Origin of the sequence: Phenylobacterium sp., from assembly GCF_041920015.1 — a bacterium.
Classification (GTDB): domain Bacteria; phylum Pseudomonadota; class Alphaproteobacteria; order Caulobacterales; family Caulobacteraceae; genus Phenylobacterium.
Genome location: NZ_JAYRST010000015.1, coordinates 40,385 through 55,455 on the forward strand (window position 1 = coordinate 40,385; position 15,071 = coordinate 55,455).

Consider the following 15,071-nt stretch of genomic DNA (forward strand, 5'->3'; position numbering starts at 1 on the left):
ATCTTATTGGATTTAAACAGGCAGAAAAACTGCATCCAAACGCAGATCGGATGGGACGGCGGCCCAAACATGCGCTAAAAAACTTGACGCATGCGTCATCTTTGGCTGAAGACCACGGGGCGTTGACCGAGGAGGAAGTTCTACATGAGCGACGGCAATATCGATTTGAGCAAGGACGCGCGGGCACTCGCCTATTCGACGCCGCTCGACCAGATCAACCCGGCCCAGCCCGCCCTCTTCCAGGCCAATGAGATGTGGTGGAACTTCGAGCGTCTCCGCAAGGAAGACCCGGTCCACTACACGGCCGAGAGCGAATACGGCCCCTATTGGTCGGTCACCAAGTACAACGACATCATGTCGGTCGACACCAATCATCAGGTGTTCTCGTCCGAGCCGGGCATCACCATCGCCGACCAGAACGGCGACGAAGGTCCGTTGCCGATGTTCATCGCCATGGACCCGCCCAAGCATGACATCCAGCGCAAGACCGTCAGCCCGGTCGTGGCTCCGCACAACCTGCAGATCCTGGGCCCGCTGATCCGCGAACGCGCCGCCAAGATCCTCGACAACCTGCCGATCGGCGAGGAGTTCGACTGGGTCGACAAGGTGTCGATGGAACTGACGGCCATGACCCTGGCCACCCTGTTCGGCATCGACCAGGCCGACCGCCGCAAGCTGACCTACTGGTCCGACGTGGTCACCGCCGTCCCCGGTCATGGCCTGATCGACACCCTCGAGCAGAAGATGCAGATCTTCCTCGAGTATCACGCCTACTTCACCGAGCGCTGGAACGAACGGGTCAACTCCGAGCCGACCGGCGACCTGATCTCCATGCTCGCCCACGGCCCCGACACCCGGGACATGTCGCCGCGCGAGTATTTCGGGAACGTCGTGCTGCTGACCGTCGGCGGCAACGACACCACCCGCAACACCATCTCCGGCTCGGTCTACGCCCTGAACCAGAATCCGGACCAGTACCGGAAGCTGCGCGAGAACCCGTCGCTGATCCCCTCGATGGTCTCCGAAACCATCCGCTGGCAGACCCCGCTGGCCCACATGCGCCGCCGCGCCACCCAGGACTTCGAGCTGGGCGGCAAGCAGATCCGCAAGGACGACAAGGTGGTCATGTGGTACGTCTCGGGCAACCGCGACGACGAGGTCATCGAGCGTCCGAACGACTACATCATCGACCGCGCCCGTCCGCGTAACCACATGTCGTTCGGCTTCGGCATCCACCGCTGCGTCGGCAACCGTCTGGCCGAGCTCCAACTCCAGATCATCTGGGAAGAGATCATGAAGCGCTTCCCCGACATCCAGCTCGTGGAAGAGCCCAAGCGCGTCTACTCGACCTTCGTGAAGGGCTACGAGTCGATGAAGGTGGTGATCCCCAAGCGCGCCTGATCGCTGGCGCGATCCGTTTCGATAGAAAGAGCCCGGGGTTCTTCCCCGGGCTCTTTTTCTTTCATGGCCGGGCAGAACGGCCGCTGGACCTTCCCCACCGTCACGCGCGTAGCGTCGGACACGCCCCTCGGAAGCTGGGAGTCCCCATGGCCGAGCCGTTCGACATCGAGGCCCACGTCCAGCGCCTGGCCAGCGACGGCTATACGCTCATAGAAGATTTCGCAGGCGCAGGCGCCCTTGCGGCCGCACGCGCCGCCCTGGTTCCGCACCTGGGCGCCCATCACGGCCGCAACGCCTTCGAGGGCTTTGCCACCGAGCGGGTCTACACCCTGGTCGCCCGCGGCAAGGTGTTCGAGGACCTGACCGCCGAACCGCGCCTGCTCGCCCTCCTCGACCGCTTCCTGCTGCCCGGCTACCTGCTGACCGCCAGCCAGGCGATCTGCATCCATCCCGGCGAAGCGGCCCAGGCGGTGCATTTCGACGACGGCTTCTATCGCCAGCCACGCCCTCGTCCGGCCGTCAGCCTTTCGCTGATCGGCGCCATCGACGCCTTCACGGACGCCAACGGCGCCACCGACATCATCCCCGGCAGCCATCTCTGGAGTGACGCCGACATCGCCGCCCTCTCGCCGCAGAAGGCCGAAAGCCTGCTGCGGCCCGTCGTCATGCCCGCCGGCGCGGCCATCGTCTTCCAGGGCACGCTGCTGCACCGCGGCGGCGCCAACCGCTCGAACGCGCCGCGCCTGGCCTTCACCAACCAGTATTGCCAACCCTGGGCCCGCACCCAGGAGAACTTCTATCTCGGCGTCCCGCGCGCCCGCGCCAGGGCCATGTCGCCCCGCCTCCAGGACCTGCTCGGCTACAACATCTGGCCCCCCTTCATGGGCCAGGTCACCGGCTCCCATCCCTTGAAGAGCCTCGAAGACGACTGGGTGGCGCCGGTGGAGCGCTGACGACGACGCGCGCGAACCGCTCCCTACCCCAAATTCCGCCGGAACAGCGCATTCAGCCGCGCCCAGTGCTGCTCGGCTGCGGCCTTGTCGTAGAGCGCCCGCTGGGGGAACACGAAGCCGTGCTGGACGCCGGGATAGACCTCGACCTCGGCCTTGATCCCATCGGCCTTCAGCGAGGCGGCCAGGGCCTCGACCGTCTCGGCCGGCGCCCAGCGGTCGATTTCGGCGCAACCGAAATAAAGCTCGCCGCTGGCCTTGCGCGCCGCCAGGTGCGGGCTGTCGTCCTTGTCGGTGACCAGGAAGGTGCCGTGGATCGAGGCCGCCGCCTTCACCCGGCCCGCATGGCGCGCGGCCGCATTGATCGAGAATTGCCCGCTCATGCAGTAACCCACGCACCCGACCCTGGCCGCATCCGCCGCGGCCTGGCCCTCGGCGAAGGCCAGCAGGGCGTCGGAATCCTCCATCACCATCGCGATGGAGAGCCCGTCCATCAGCTCCATCATCCGGGCCCGCAGCGCATCGTCCATCGCCCCGCCCGGCGGGACCAGCTCCAGCACCCCGGCGCGGTAATAGAGGTTGGGCAGCATGACGTAGTAGCCGGCGGTCGCCAGCCGCCGGGCCATGTCGCGCAATTCCTCGCGGATCGCCGGAGCGTCCATGAAGAACAGGATCACCGGATGCGGCCCATCCCGGTCCGGATGCACGATGAAGGTCGTCGTCGCCCCGTCGCGGGTCGGAATCTCGATCGTCTGCTCGATCATGCCGCCGCCCTCGGCATCAGCACGCAGGCCCGCGCCAGCGACACCCGCGTCAGTTCGCGCCGCCGCAGGAACACCTTCATCGCCTCGCTGGTCGGGTCGCGCGAGACCTGCCATTCGCCGAGGTCCCGATAGCGCGTCATCAGCAACAGCCGCCGCGCCCCGTCCCGCCGGTCCGCCTCCGACGCCTCGGCCAGGAAGAGGCCGTAGATCTGCGTCTCGAACCTGGCCTCGAAGTCGGGCCAGGCCTCGCCCGACAGCCGCACGAACTCCTCGGCTGCATCGCCGTCGATGGTGAACCAGTTGTGGACGTAGATTCCGCCCTGCGGCGGCTCTACATCGGCCGTGGGCCGCAGGGTCGGGGTCAGTCGGTCGCGCTCGCTGGCCACCACGCCCGGCGCGGTGGCCACATCCGCTCCTGCCTGCGTCAGCACCAAGGTGGTGTTGGAGGCAAACCCCAGCAGCGGCGCAAACACCGCCCGCGTCCGCGGCGCGGCGTAGAGCTGGTCGGCCAGCGCCCGCTGCGCCGTCCGCTCACGGCCCAGGGTCAGTTGGAAATAGTCGTATTCCAAGGCCTTGCTCCTAATAGTTCACGCGGGTCGAGATCGCCCCGTCCACCACCAGATTGACCCCGGTCGTGAAGGCCGAGCGGGGGCTGGCCAGGAACACGGTCGCGGCCGCCACCTCTTCCGGCGTCGCCATGCGCCCGGTCGGGTTGCGCTTGATCATCTGGTCGAAGAAGGCCGGCATGCCCGCCTTGACGTTGCCCCAGACCCCGCCTTCGAAGAACACCGTGCCGGGCGAGACCACATTGGCCCGCACGTGCTTGGCCGCGCCCTCTCGCGCCAGCCCCTTGGCGTAGTGGATCAGCGCCGCCTTCATCGCCCCATAGGCCGAGGGGTTGCTGGCCTCGGCGGCCGACACCGACGAGGTGACGAGGAAGGCCGCATCGCCGTTCGCCTCGCCCGCCGCCTCCAGGAACGGCTGCGCCGCCTCGAAGGTGCGCACCGCGCCCAGCACGTCGATCTCGAACATCCCCCGCCAGGACGCCTCGTCCGCCCCCTGGACCAGGGCGCTGGCGTTGGAGACCATCACGTCGATCCCCCCAAGCGCCTCGCCCGCCGCCTTCACGAAGCCTTGCAGCGCCGGGCCGTCGGCGATGTCGACCGCCTGGCCGAACGCCTTGACGCCCTTGGCCTCCAGCTCGGCCACCGCCTGCGCCACCTGCTCGGCGTTCCGCGCGCAGACCGCGACGTCGCAGCCTTCGTCGGCCAGCAGGTCGGCGATCGCCCGCCCGATTCCGCGCGTGCCGCCGGTGACGACGGCCTTCCGGCCCTTCAGACCCAGGTCCATGTTCCACTCCCGTTTTTCGTTGGACGAGGTTCTAGCCCGCCCCGAACAGCTTGCGCAGGCTTGACAGGCGTCCTCACACGACAATTTGTGAGCCCATGCTCACGCCCGCCCCATCGACCAAGGACAAGCTGCTCCGCGCCGCGCTGCAGATTGGCGCGCGCGACGGGCTGGAGGCGGTCACCACCGCCGCCATCGCCGCCGAGGCGGGCGTGGCCGAAGGCACGCTCTATCGCCACTTCCCCTCCAAGGACGACCTGCTGATCGAGGTCTATCGCGGGGTCAAACGCCGCATCTTCGAAGCGATCAGCGACGGCGAGGATGGGGACGAAACCCCCGACGCCCGGCTCAAGCGCGTCTGGCGCAAGCTCTACGAGGCCTACCGCGAGGAGGCCGAGGCCTTCATGTTCGGCCAGCGTTTCGCCGAATCCTCGCTCTCCAAACGCGAGGGCGGCGCGGCCCACGAGCAGATCGCCGCCGCGGTCGGCCGCCTGCGCCAGGCCGGCATCGACGCCGGCGTCTTCAAGGACCTGCCCAGCGACCTGATGGGCGCCTTGTTCTTCGCGCCGGTCGGCTACCTGCTGAAGATCGAGCTCAAAGGCCGCGGCTGGACCCCCGCCGAACTCGACGCCGCCGCCGAGTCCGTCCTGGATTCCTGGCGCGCCTGAACCCGACCGCTTGACGATATCCCATGGCGGGTCTAACTATCAGCATGTGAGTGAGCGCTCACACTTCCCACAATCCAACCTGCGGAGTTTCCCATGATCCGTCGCCAGATCGGCCAGACCGGCCGGGACGTGAACGCCATCGGCCTGGGCTGCATGGGCATGTCGATCGCCTATGGCGAGCCGATGGACCAGGCCGAGGCGGTCAAGCTGCTGCACGAGGCCCTCGACCTGGGCGTCGACCACTTCGACACCGCCGAGCTCTACGGCTTCGGCGCCAACGAGACCCTGCTGGGCCAGGCGTTCCAAGACCGCCGCGACAAGGCGTTCATCGCCACCAAGTTCGGCCCGGTCGGCGACCTCGCCACCCGCACCGTGCGCGGCGTCGACGGCTCGGAAGAGAACATGCGCCGGGCTATCGAGCAGTCCCTACGCATGCTGAAGACCGACCACGTCGACCTCTACTACCTGCACCGCAAGGACCCGAACCGTCCCATCGAGGAGACCGTGGGCGCCATGGCCAAGCTGGTGCAGGAAGGCAAGGTCAAGGCTCTCGGCCTCTCCGAGGTCAACGCCGACAGCCTGCGCCGCGCCCAGTCGGTCCACCCCATCGCCGCCGTGCAGTGGGAATATTCGATCTTCACCCGCGACGCTGAAAAGGAGGTCCTGCCGCTCTGCCGCGAGACCGGCGTCACCCTCGTCGCCTATTCCCCGCTCGGCCGCGGCATGCTGACCGGCGCCTTCACCCGCGACCACAAACCCGAGGGGAACGACTACCGCGCCGCCGTCTCGCCCCGCTTCCAGGGCGACGCCTATGAGGCCAACCTCGCCCTGGTGGAGGAGATCGGCAAGATCGGTGCCGCCCGCGGCGCGAACGCCTCCCAGGTCGCTCTGGCCTGGGCGCTGGCCGCCAGCCCCAACGTGGTGACCATCCCCGGCACCACGCGGCTGGCGAACCTGAAATCCAACCTCGCCGCCGCCGACATCGCCCTGACCGCCGAGGAGACCGCCAGCCTCGACGCCCTGGCCGCCAAGGTCGCCGGCGACCGCTACGACGAACGCGGCATGACCCTGGTCAACGCCTAGGACGCAGCTCCCCTTTTCCTCTCCCGCCCGCGGGAGAGGAAAAGGCTTCCGTTCCCACACGGAACGGCGGCAACCTTCCTCCCGGAATCGAGGGCGCATCAGACGCCCCGGGAGGACGCCGATGAAGACCGCCGCCCTGGCCCTGGCGCTTTGCGCCACCGCCAGCCTCGCCCACGCCAAGACCATCGCCGTCACGCCCGGCCCCGACGCCCAGGAGCGGGTGCAGACCGCCCTGCTCGACGCCAGGCCCGGCGACACCGTCGCGCTCGGCGCCGGAACCTTCGCGTTCACCGACGGCCTCTCGCTCGACATCGACGACGTGACGGTGACCGGCGCCGGCCAGGACAAGACCATCCTCTCCTTCAAGGGCCAGAGAGGCGCGGGCGAGGGCCTGCTGGTCACCTCCGACCGCGTCACGGTCCGCGACCTCACGGTCCAGGACACCAAGGGCGACGGGATCAAGTCCAAGGGCTCGGACCAGATCAGCTTCCTCTCCCTCACCGTCGAATGGACCGGCGGCCCCAAGGAGACCAACGGCGCCTACGGCGTCTATCCGGTCTCCTCGACCAACGTCCTGATCGACAAGGTGAGCGTGCGCGGCGCCTCCGACGCCGGCATCTATGTCGGCCAGTCGAAGAACATCGTGGTCAGGAACAGCCGCGCCGAGTTCAACGTCGCCGGCATCGAGATCGAAAACTCGATGAACGCCGACGTGTTCGACAACGTCGCCACCCGTAACACCGGCGGCATCCTGGTGTTCGACCTGCCGAACCTGCCGCAGATGGGCGGCCACTCCACCCGCATCTTCCGCAACCAGGTGGTCGACAACGACACCCCGAACTTCGCGCCCAAGGGCAACATCGTCGCCAGCGTCCCGGTCGGGACCGGCGTGATGCTGATGGCCAACAAGAACGTCCACGTCTTCGAAAACCGCATCGACGGCAATCAGTCCGCCGCGGTCATGCTGGTCGCCTATGTCCAGCCGTTCGACGACAAGACCTACAACCCCCTGCCCCGCGACATCGTCGTGCGCGACAACCAGATGGGCCGCAACGGCTTCAAGCCGAGTTTCGAGGGCGGAGACCTGCTGGCCAAGGCCTTCGGCGGCGCCCTGCCGCCGATCATGTGGGACGGGATCTTGACCCACCCGGCCAGCCCCGAGCCGGTCCGCGTCTGGCTGAAGGACGGCCCGGTCCTGAACCTCAACCTTCCGGCTCCGGGCGCCCTCGACAAGGCCGCCCCCTCGGTGAAGCCCGTCATGGGCGAGGCCGCGCCGGCTCCCGAACCCGCCCCGGTGGCCTTGCCGCCCGCCCAGGCCCGGCTGGCGCCGTGACGTCTCTCCCAATTCCTCCCTCTCCGGGGGAGGTGGATCGCCGCGCAGCGGCGAGACGGAGGGGGCGCGCGGAGTCAAAGTCCCCCTCAGTCCGCCATGCGGCGGACAGCTCCCCCCGCGGGGGAGCAATTTGGTGCGCCATCCTCGCCGCCGCTCTCAGCCTCGGCGCCGGCCCGGCCCCGCCGCCCGTCGACCTCGCCGCCTTGCTCGCCGAGACGCCGGCCCCGACCCTATCGGCCTATCGCCTGTTCACCGACGCCGGCGCCCGCACGCCCAACGCCAGCCTGACGCCCTACGCCCTGAGCACCCCGCTCTTCAGCGACTACGCCGAGAAGTTCCGCTTCGCCTACCTGCCGCCTGGAACCTCGGCCGCCTACCGCCAGACCGGCGCCCTCGACTTCCCGGTCGGGACCACCCTCGTCAAGACCTTCGCCTATCCGGCTGATTTCAGGCGGCCTTCCGAAAACGTCCGCTACCTGGAGACCCGCCTGCTGATCCGCCAGGCCCAGGGCTGGACCGCCCTCGCCTATGTCTGGAACGAGGCCCAGGACGAGGCGCGCCTCAAGCGCGCCGGAACCCGCCTCGACATCTCGTTCGTCGACGCCCATGGCCAGCCGCATCGCATCGACTACGCCGTCCCCAACGCCAACCAGTGCAAGGAGTGCCATTCGCTGTCCGGCGAACTGGCGCCCATCGGCCCCAAGGCCCGCAACCTCAACGGCGACTTCGCCTATTCCACCGGGACCGAGAACCAGCTCGCCCACTGGGCCCGGACCGGCCTGCTCTCCGGCGCGCCGGCCCCGTCGCAAGCTCCGCGCACCGCCGCCTGGGACGATCCCGCCGCCCCGCTCGCCGATCGCGCCCGCGCCTATCTCGACGCCAACTGCGCCCACTGCCACAACGCCGCCGGCATGGCCTCCAACTCCGGCCTCAATCTCGACCTCGAGGAGGACCGCCCCGCCGCCCTGGGGATCGGCAAGCGCCCGGTCGCCGCCGGCCGCGGCTCCGGCGGTCTGGAGGTCTCCATCGCCCCCGGCGATCCCGACCATTCCATCCTGCTGCACCGGATGAAGTCGACCGAGCCTGGCGTGATGATGCCCGAACTCGGCCGCACCGTGGTCCACGAGGAAGGCGTCGCCCTCATCGCCGACTATATCCGCAGCCTGCGCCCCTAAGAGCTAAGAGCTAAGCGCCATACGTTCCCGCATAGCGTTCGCGCAGCAGGTTCTTCTGCACCTTGCCCATGGCGTTGCGCGGCAGTTCGTCCACGAAGAACACCCGCTTGGGCGTCTTGAACGCCGCCAGCGTCCCGCGCAGAGCCGCGATGATCGCGCGCTCGTCGCCCGATCCGATCACCACCGCCGTCACCGCCTCGCCGAAATCGGCGTGCGGCAGGCCGATCACCGCGCTCTCGACCACCCCGTCCATCTCGTCGAGGATCAGCTCGATCTCCTTCGGATAGACGTTGAAGCCGCCGGAGATGATCAGGTCCTTGGCCCGGCCCGAAATCCACACCCGGCCGTCGGCGTCCCGCCGCCCCACGTCGCCGGTCTTGAAGAAGCCGTCGGCGGTGAACTCCTCGGCGGTCTTTTCCGGCATCCGCCAATAGCCGCCGAACACGCTGGGCCCGCGGATCTCGAGGACGCCTGTCTCCTCCCCGCCGCCGATCCGCAACTCCACGCCGGGCAGCGGATAGCCGACGCTGCCGGCGATCCGTTCCCCCTCCAGCGGATTGGAGGTGATGATCACCGCCTCGCTCATGCCGTAGCGTTCCAGGATGCGCTTGCCGGTCCGCTGCTCGAACTCGGCGAAGGTCGATTCCAGCAGCGGCGCCGAACCGGAGATGAACAATCGCATGTGCTCGGCCGCCTCCCGCGTGAACCCCGGATTGGCCAGCAGCCGCGTATAGAAGGTCGGCACGCCCATCATCACCGTGGATGTCGGCAGGGCGGCCAGCACCTGCGCATCCTCGTACTTCTCCAGCCACACCATCGGCGCCCCCGACAGGAACGCGCAGTGCAAGGCTACGAACAATCCATGCACGTGGAAGATCGGCAGGGCGTGCAGCAGCACGTCCTCTTCGGAGAACCCCCACGCCTGGTGCAACGCCGCGGCGTTGGCCGCCAGGTTCCCATGGCTCAGCATCGCCCCCTTCGAGCGCCCGGTCGTGCCCGAGGTGTAGATGATCGAGGCGAGGTCGCCGTCCTCCCGCGCCACGCTCTCCCACAGCGGCGCGCGCGTGCGCGCATCGGCCACCAGTTCCACCGCATCCTCGACGAACAGCGCCGGCTCGGCGTCCTCGATGAAATAGTCGACCTCGGCCTCGGTATAGGCGGTGTTCAGCGGCAGGAAGACCGCCCCGACCTTCAAGGTCGCCAGATAGACCGCCACCGCCTCGATACTCTTGACTGACTGCATGGCCACCCGGTCCCCCGGCTCGACCTCATGCTCGACCAGCAGCGCCGCCGTCCGCGCCACGTCCTCCTCCAGCGCCCCATAGCTGACCGCGCGCCCATCCGGCAGCAGGAACGCCGGCCGCGAACGATCAGCCGGAAAACGCGAAGCGAGCAGGTCGTAAAGGTTCATGCCCCTTGCCTAGCGGGTCTCGGCCAGCCCGAGAAGGCGGCAAGACACCGTCCAGGCCATTCGTGCACTCAAGATGCTCCCCCGCTGGGGCAGGGCAATCGCATATGGCGCGGATAAGCGGCGGCAGCCCACTTCGCATGTCGTCCCGGAAAGCGCGCAGCACTTGTCCGGGATCCATGAACGCCTGAGCTTTCAGGATATTGCGCCGCCGGGACGGATTCTGAACCGCCTGTGTTCATGGATCCCGGTCTTGCTTCGCAAACCGGGAGGACACTCATATGCGATCGCCCTGCCCGCTGGGGGAGCTGTCAGCGGAGCTGACTAAGGGGGACTGCGACTCCCCCTAAACCGGCAGGGCGGTCGTGAACTTGATCTGCTCCATCGCGAACGCCGAGCTCACGTCGTCCAGCGGCGCGGTGGCGATCAGCCGCTTGTAGAAGCGGTCATAGGCGGCGATGTCCGAGACCACCACCTTCAGCAGGTAGTCCGTCTCGCCGGCCAGCCGGTAGATCTCCACCACCTCCGGCAGGGCCGAGGCGCCGCGCGCGAACTGGGCCAGCCAGGCCTCGTCGTGGCGGCTGGTCTTCAGCGAGACGAACACCACCAGCCCCAGGTCCAGCTTTTCGCGGTCGAGCAGCGCCACCTTGCGCGCGATCACCCCCTCGTCGGTCAACCGCTTGACCCGTTTCCAGCAGGGCGTCTGCGACAGCCCCACCCGCTCGGCCAGCTCGGCGACGGGAATCGTCGCGTCGGTCTGCAGCTCGCGCAGGATTCGCCGATCTATCGCATCCAGAGAAATCATATATCTGCACAAGTCCAATATGGGAGAATTATGTTCTCCATTTCTGCCGCATCACCGCCAGATCGACAACGTCTTTCTCCGCAAACGGCCCGATCCTCCAAGCCTTCTGGCGAGTATGGAGAGCCTCAATGCTGGACGCGTTCAACCGGCACCCGGAATCGGTCGGCGAGACCTATGGCGAGCATCTGGCCCAGGCCGGGACCTTCGGCGGAACCATGATCGCGGCGGGCGCGGCCTGCCTGGTCCACGCCGTCTTCCCCTTCCTGTTCGAGAAGACCGCCAGCCAGTGCGTCCAGCGGCTGCACGCCCAGATGTCGGCCCGCAGCCGCCTGGCCGAGACGGCGCCGCGCAAGGCGCTCCAGGCGTGACCCATATCGCCGCCGGCGACGCCCTGGCCTCGCGGCGCCCGGCCGCCGGCGCGGCGATCATCGGCGTCATCGCCGCCCTGGCCCTGACGATCGGCAAGGCGAGCGGCTTCCCCGCCCCCGTCCTCGCCGCCGTGGCCGGCATGGGCCTGGGCCTGGCGGGCTGGTCGCCGGCCATGGCGCCGGGCCTCGCCCTTTGGGCCAAGCCCGGATTGAAGACCGGCGTCGCCCTGCTGGGCGCCCAGATCGCCTGGGCCGAACTGGCCGCGCTCGGCCTGCCGGTCGCCCTGGCCAGCGGCGGGGTGGTGATGGCCAGCCTCGGGGCCGGAACCGGGCTTGGCCTGCTGCTCGGCCTGCCCCTGGTCGAGGCGCTGATCGCCGCCAGCGCGGTCTCCATCTGCGGCGCCTCGGCCGCCATGGCCGCCTCCAGCGCCCTGCCCGACAGCGAGGCCAGCCGCCGCACCACCGCCCTCGTCGTGGTCGGCGTCAACCTGCTCTCGACCCTCGCCATGGTCGCCTATCCGGTCATCGCCCGCCATTTCGGCTTCAGCGAGCGCCAGACCGGCGTCTTCCTCGGCCTCTCGATCCACGACGTCGCCCAGGTGGTCGCCGCCGGCTCGTCCGTTTCGCCCACCGCCGAGGCCTCGGCCGCCCTCTCCAAGCTCTCGCGTATCCTCTGGCTCGGCCCGGTCGTCATCGCCGTCGCCCTCTCCATGGGCGTCCGCGCCGGCCAGCGCCGCTTCCCCGCCCCGCCGCTGTTCGTCTGGGCCTTCGCCGCCCTGATGGCCGCCCGCAGCCTCGACCTGATCCCGGCCGCCGCGCTCCCGGTCCTCAGCCTCGCCTCGCAACTGCTGCTGCTCGGCGGGGTGGCCGCCATCTCCGCCCAGGTCGCCCCCCGCGACCTGATGCGCATCGAGCCCAGGCTCGCCTGGACCCTCGCCACCGCCACCACCGTCATCGCCCTGCTGGCCGCCACGGTCAGTCTGGTGCTGGTGCGGTAGGCGGACAAATCCTAGATCCTCCACCTCCAGGCAGAGCTATCGCACATGGCGCTGGCGCACTTCTCCTCCCCCATTTTATGGGGGAGGGGGACCGCCCGCAGGGTGGTGGAGGGGGCGGGATCAAGCTCGGTGCCGGCCGCTCGCCCCCTCCACCGGCTGCGCCGGTCCCCCTCCCCCGCTGCGCAGGGGAGGAAAAGAAGGTTTGATCGCATATACGATCGCCCTACCCGATCGCCGCCTCCAGCGCCGCATGCGCCTCGCGCGCCTGCGCCCACAGGTCCGGGCTGGTCAGGTCGGCGGGCGTGATCGTCTCGGGCCAGTAGGCCTCCACCACCTTCGCCAGCGCCTCCCAGCGCGCCGCATCGAGGATGAAGCGCGGGTCGATCCCGGCCTGGGCCGCCCCATCCGCCGGCACGCGCAGCCGCAGGCACGCCGGCCCGCCGCCGTTGCGCATGCTCTCGCGCACATCGACCACCACCGCCCGCTCGATCGGATTGTCGCCGGCCAGCACCGCCTCGACCGCCGCCCAGGCCGCCGCGTTCTCCCGAACGTCCGAGGGCAGGACCAGCGCCGTGCCCCCGCCCGGCAGGCTGACGAGCTGGCTGTTGAACAGATAGGACGACACCGCGTCGGCAAGGCTCACCCCGAAGGTCTCGACCACCTTCAGATTCGGCAGCCCCTCGCGCAGGTCGCGATAGAGCCGCGCCGGGTCGGCGAAGGCCTGCGGATGGGCCAGCAGCACATTGGCGTTGGCCACCGCCACCACGTCGTTGTGGAAGGCGCCGGCCTGCACCGCCGCCGCGTTCTGCAGGGCGTAGAAGGTCCGCGCCGGGTCCAGCCCGGCCAGCCGCGCGACGGCCTGGCTGGCGCGCAGGCTCTGCCGCTCGGGAAAGCCGCCGCCGCGGCTCGCCTCGCCGTGGACGAAGATGTTGAGGCCCGGCGCGCCGTGGCTGGCGGCCAGCCGCATGTGGTTGGCCGCGCCCTCGTCGCCGAAATGCCGCGCGCTGGGCAGCGGCCCATGCACGGCGAAGCGATCCTCGTCTGCGAACACCCGCTTCAGCAGGGCGAAGGTCTCCTGCGCCTCGAAGCTTCGATGCAGCATGCCGGCAAGGTTCGCCACCACCAGATGCACCCGCCCGTCGCCGGTGTCGGGCGCGGCGAGCACGCTTGCGGCGTTGGCCCGCCACATGCTCGAGGCCGAGCAGGCCGCCCGGAAGAGAGCCAGGTCCGCTTCGGCCGCGGCGGCCAGCACCTCGTCGTCGCCTCCCCTGAAGCCGAACCCGCGCAGCACCTGCGCCGCCGGTCGCAGCGGCGGGGGAAGGAACCCCTGGACGAGGCCCAGTTCCATCAGCGTCCGCATCTTGGCCAGGCCCTGCAAGGCCGCAGCGCGCGGATGCGAGACCTCGCCGACATTGGTCTGGCTGGCGAGGTTGCCGACCGACAGGCCCGCATAGTTGTGGGTCGGCCCCGGAAGGCCGTCGAAATTGATCTCCACCGCACTCATGGCGCCAGCCCCGTCCCGATACGGAAGCCGGCCTCGCCCGCCTCCATGCTGGCGACCGGATAGGCGCAGTAGTCGGCGGCGTAATAGGCGCTGGGCCGATGGTTGCCCGACAGGCCCGGCCCGCCGAACGGCGCGGTGGCCGCCGCGCCGGTGGTCGGCCGGTTCCAGTTGACGATCCCCGCCCGCACCCGGCTCCAGAAGTCGCGGTAGCGCGCCTCGTCGTCCGACAGCAGGCCCGCGGCCAGGCCGAAGCGCGTGGCGTTGGCGCTCGCCACCGCCTCGTCCCAGTCGCCCGCCCGCACCAGTTTCAGCAGCGGCCCGAAATGCTCGACATCGGGGATCGGAACCCCCGTCACGTCGATCAGTCCCGGCGTCAGGAACGGCCGCCCGGCCTCCACCTGCCGCATGGGCCGGATCGCCTGACCGCCCAGCCGGTCCTGCGCCTCCAGCAGCGCCTGCGCGCTCGCCAGGTCGATCACCGGCCCCATGAACGGGGCCGGCTCATCGAACGGCGCCCCGACCACGATCTTGTCCATCACCTGCGTCAGCGCCTCGACGATCTCATCGCCCGCCGCGCCGGCCGGCACGATCAGCCGCCGCGCGCAGGAACAGCGCTGCCCGGCCGAGACGAAGGCCGACTGCACGATCAGGTGCGCCGCGCTCTGCACGTCCCCCACGTCCCAGGCCACCAGCGGATTGTTGCCGCCCAGCTCCAGCGCCAGGATCTTCTGCGGCTGGTCGGCCAGGGCCCTATGGATCGCCCGGCCCGCCGCCACGCCGCCCGTGAACAGCACGCCGTCGACCTCGGGATGAGCCGTCAGCGCCTTGGCGACGTCAGGCCCGCCGATCACCGCCTGCAACGCCTCGGCCGGCACGCCCGCCTCGCGCCATAGCGCAACCAGCAGCAACCCGCTGGCAGGCGTCTTCTCGCTCGGCTTGAACACCACCGCATTGCCGGCGATCAGCGCCGGCGCGATGTGGCCGTTCGGCAAGTGCATGGGGAAGTTGAACGGTCCGATCACCGCCAGCACGCCATGCGGGCGATGCGCCAGCCGCGCCTGGCCGCCGGCGATCTCCGTCGCCCGCTCGCCGGCCCGCTCGGCTTGGGCGCGGATCGAGACCTCGATCTTGCCCGCGACCGTATCGGCTTCGGTCAGGGTCTCCCAGAACGGCTTGCCGGTCTCGCGGCTCAGCAGGGTCGCGATCTCCTCGCGCCGCGCCTTGGCGAGGTCGGCGAAGCGCCGCGCCGCCGCATGCCGCTCGGCCA

The 15,071-nt window shown here is 69.4% G+C and carries 15 protein-coding genes; 8 read left to right on the top strand and 7 right to left on the bottom strand.

Annotated features, from left to right (window positions below; genetic code table 11):
• Window positions 1-144 precede the first annotated feature (144 nt).
• Together ACE3TL_RS05235 and ACE3TL_RS05240 are read left to right on the top strand one after the other, a co-directional pair.
• The gene (locus ACE3TL_RS05235) at window positions 145-1,401 is read left to right on the top strand and encodes a cytochrome P450 (RefSeq protein ID WP_374577665.1); all 1,257 of its coding nucleotides are present in this window, start codon (window positions 145-147) and stop codon (window positions 1,399-1,401) included.
• A gap of 146 nt (window positions 1,402-1,547) precedes the next feature.
• Window positions 1,548-2,354: a phytanoyl-CoA dioxygenase family protein gene (locus ACE3TL_RS05240; protein WP_374577667.1), complete on the top strand. Its 807-nt coding sequence runs from the start codon at window positions 1,548-1,550 to the stop codon at window positions 2,352-2,354.
• Between the two features lie 23 nt (window positions 2,355-2,377).
• Here ACE3TL_RS05240 and ACE3TL_RS05245 read toward each other — a convergent pair whose 3' ends face one another.
• The 3 genes from ACE3TL_RS05245 to ACE3TL_RS05255 are packed head-to-tail and all read right to left on the bottom strand — an operon-like array spanning window position 2,378 to window position 4,465.
• Entirely contained in the window at window positions 2,378-3,115 is a 738-nt protein-coding gene (locus ACE3TL_RS05245; RefSeq protein ID WP_374577668.1) for a dienelactone hydrolase family protein, read from the bottom strand.
• The gene (locus ACE3TL_RS05250; protein WP_374577669.1) at window positions 3,112-3,684 is read right to left on the bottom strand and encodes a hypothetical protein; all 573 of its coding nucleotides are present in this window, start codon (window positions 3,682-3,684) and stop codon (window positions 3,112-3,114) included. Before ACE3TL_RS05250 ends, ACE3TL_RS05245 begins: the two co-directional genes overlap by 4 nt.
• A 10-nt stretch (window positions 3,685-3,694) precedes the next feature.
• Complete coding sequence (locus tag ACE3TL_RS05255) at window positions 3,695-4,465, bottom strand: SDR family NAD(P)-dependent oxidoreductase (RefSeq protein ID WP_374577670.1); 771 nt, start codon at window positions 4,463-4,465, stop codon at window positions 3,695-3,697.
• 95 nt (window positions 4,466-4,560) lie between these two features.
• Here ACE3TL_RS05255 and ACE3TL_RS05260 point away from each other — a divergent pair, with 95 nt between their 5' ends.
• From ACE3TL_RS05260 to ACE3TL_RS05275, 4 genes are all read left to right on the top strand, one after another.
• Window positions 4,561-5,130 carry a TetR/AcrR family transcriptional regulator gene (locus ACE3TL_RS05260; RefSeq protein WP_374577671.1) on the top strand — a complete coding sequence of 190 codons (570 nt, stop codon included), beginning with the start codon at window positions 4,561-4,563 and terminating at the stop codon, window positions 5,128-5,130.
• 93 nt (window positions 5,131-5,223) lie between these two features.
• Window positions 5,224-6,213 (top strand): aldo/keto reductase, encoded by a 990-nt coding sequence (locus tag ACE3TL_RS05265; protein WP_374577672.1) that lies wholly within the window; start codon window positions 5,224-5,226, stop codon window positions 6,211-6,213.
• Window positions 6,214-6,334: 121 nt separating this feature from the next.
• Complete coding sequence (locus ACE3TL_RS05270; RefSeq protein ID WP_374577673.1) at window positions 6,335-7,546, top strand: parallel beta-helix domain-containing protein; 1,212 nt, start codon at window positions 6,335-6,337, stop codon at window positions 7,544-7,546.
• Window positions 7,547-7,749: 203 nt separating this feature from the next.
• Window positions 7,750-8,721 (top strand): SO2930 family diheme c-type cytochrome, encoded by a 972-nt coding sequence (locus ACE3TL_RS05275; RefSeq protein ID WP_374577674.1) that lies wholly within the window; start codon window positions 7,750-7,752, stop codon window positions 8,719-8,721.
• Between the two features lie 10 nt (window positions 8,722-8,731).
• Here ACE3TL_RS05275 and ACE3TL_RS05280 read toward each other — a convergent pair whose 3' ends face one another.
• Both ACE3TL_RS05280 and ACE3TL_RS05285 read right to left on the bottom strand, forming a co-directional pair.
• Window positions 8,732-10,132, bottom strand: a complete 1,401-nt coding sequence (locus ACE3TL_RS05280; protein WP_374577675.1) for an AMP-binding protein — start codon at window positions 10,130-10,132, stop codon at window positions 8,732-8,734.
• 343 nt (window positions 10,133-10,475) lie between these two features.
• Entirely contained in the window at window positions 10,476-10,934 is a 459-nt protein-coding gene (locus tag ACE3TL_RS05285) for an Lrp/AsnC family transcriptional regulator (protein ID WP_374577676.1), read from the bottom strand.
• A gap of 128 nt (window positions 10,935-11,062) precedes the next feature.
• Between ACE3TL_RS05285 and ACE3TL_RS05290 the strand changes: the two genes are divergently transcribed.
• Both ACE3TL_RS05290 and ACE3TL_RS05295 read left to right on the top strand, forming a co-directional pair.
• The gene (locus ACE3TL_RS05290; protein WP_374577677.1) at window positions 11,063-11,302 is read left to right on the top strand and encodes a DUF6356 family protein; all 240 of its coding nucleotides are present in this window, start codon (window positions 11,063-11,065) and stop codon (window positions 11,300-11,302) included.
• A complete protein-coding gene (locus ACE3TL_RS05295) occupies window positions 11,299-12,300 on the top strand; it encodes a YeiH family protein (protein ID WP_374577678.1) in 1,002 nt (333 codons plus the stop codon). Before ACE3TL_RS05290 ends, ACE3TL_RS05295 begins: the two co-directional genes overlap by 4 nt.
• 223 nt (window positions 12,301-12,523) lie before the next feature.
• Here the strand turns inward: ACE3TL_RS05295 and ACE3TL_RS05300 are convergent, their stop codons facing one another.
• Together ACE3TL_RS05300 and astD are read right to left on the bottom strand one after the other, a co-directional pair.
• Window positions 12,524-13,804, bottom strand: a complete 1,281-nt coding sequence (locus ACE3TL_RS05300; RefSeq protein WP_374577679.1) for an N-succinylarginine dihydrolase — start codon at window positions 13,802-13,804, stop codon at window positions 12,524-12,526.
• Window positions 13,801-15,071: succinylglutamate-semialdehyde dehydrogenase (gene astD, locus ACE3TL_RS05305; protein ID WP_374577680.1), on the bottom strand; the 1,271-nt coding region annotated here is incomplete at its 5' end. The genes ACE3TL_RS05300 and astD, both read right to left, overlap by 4 nt.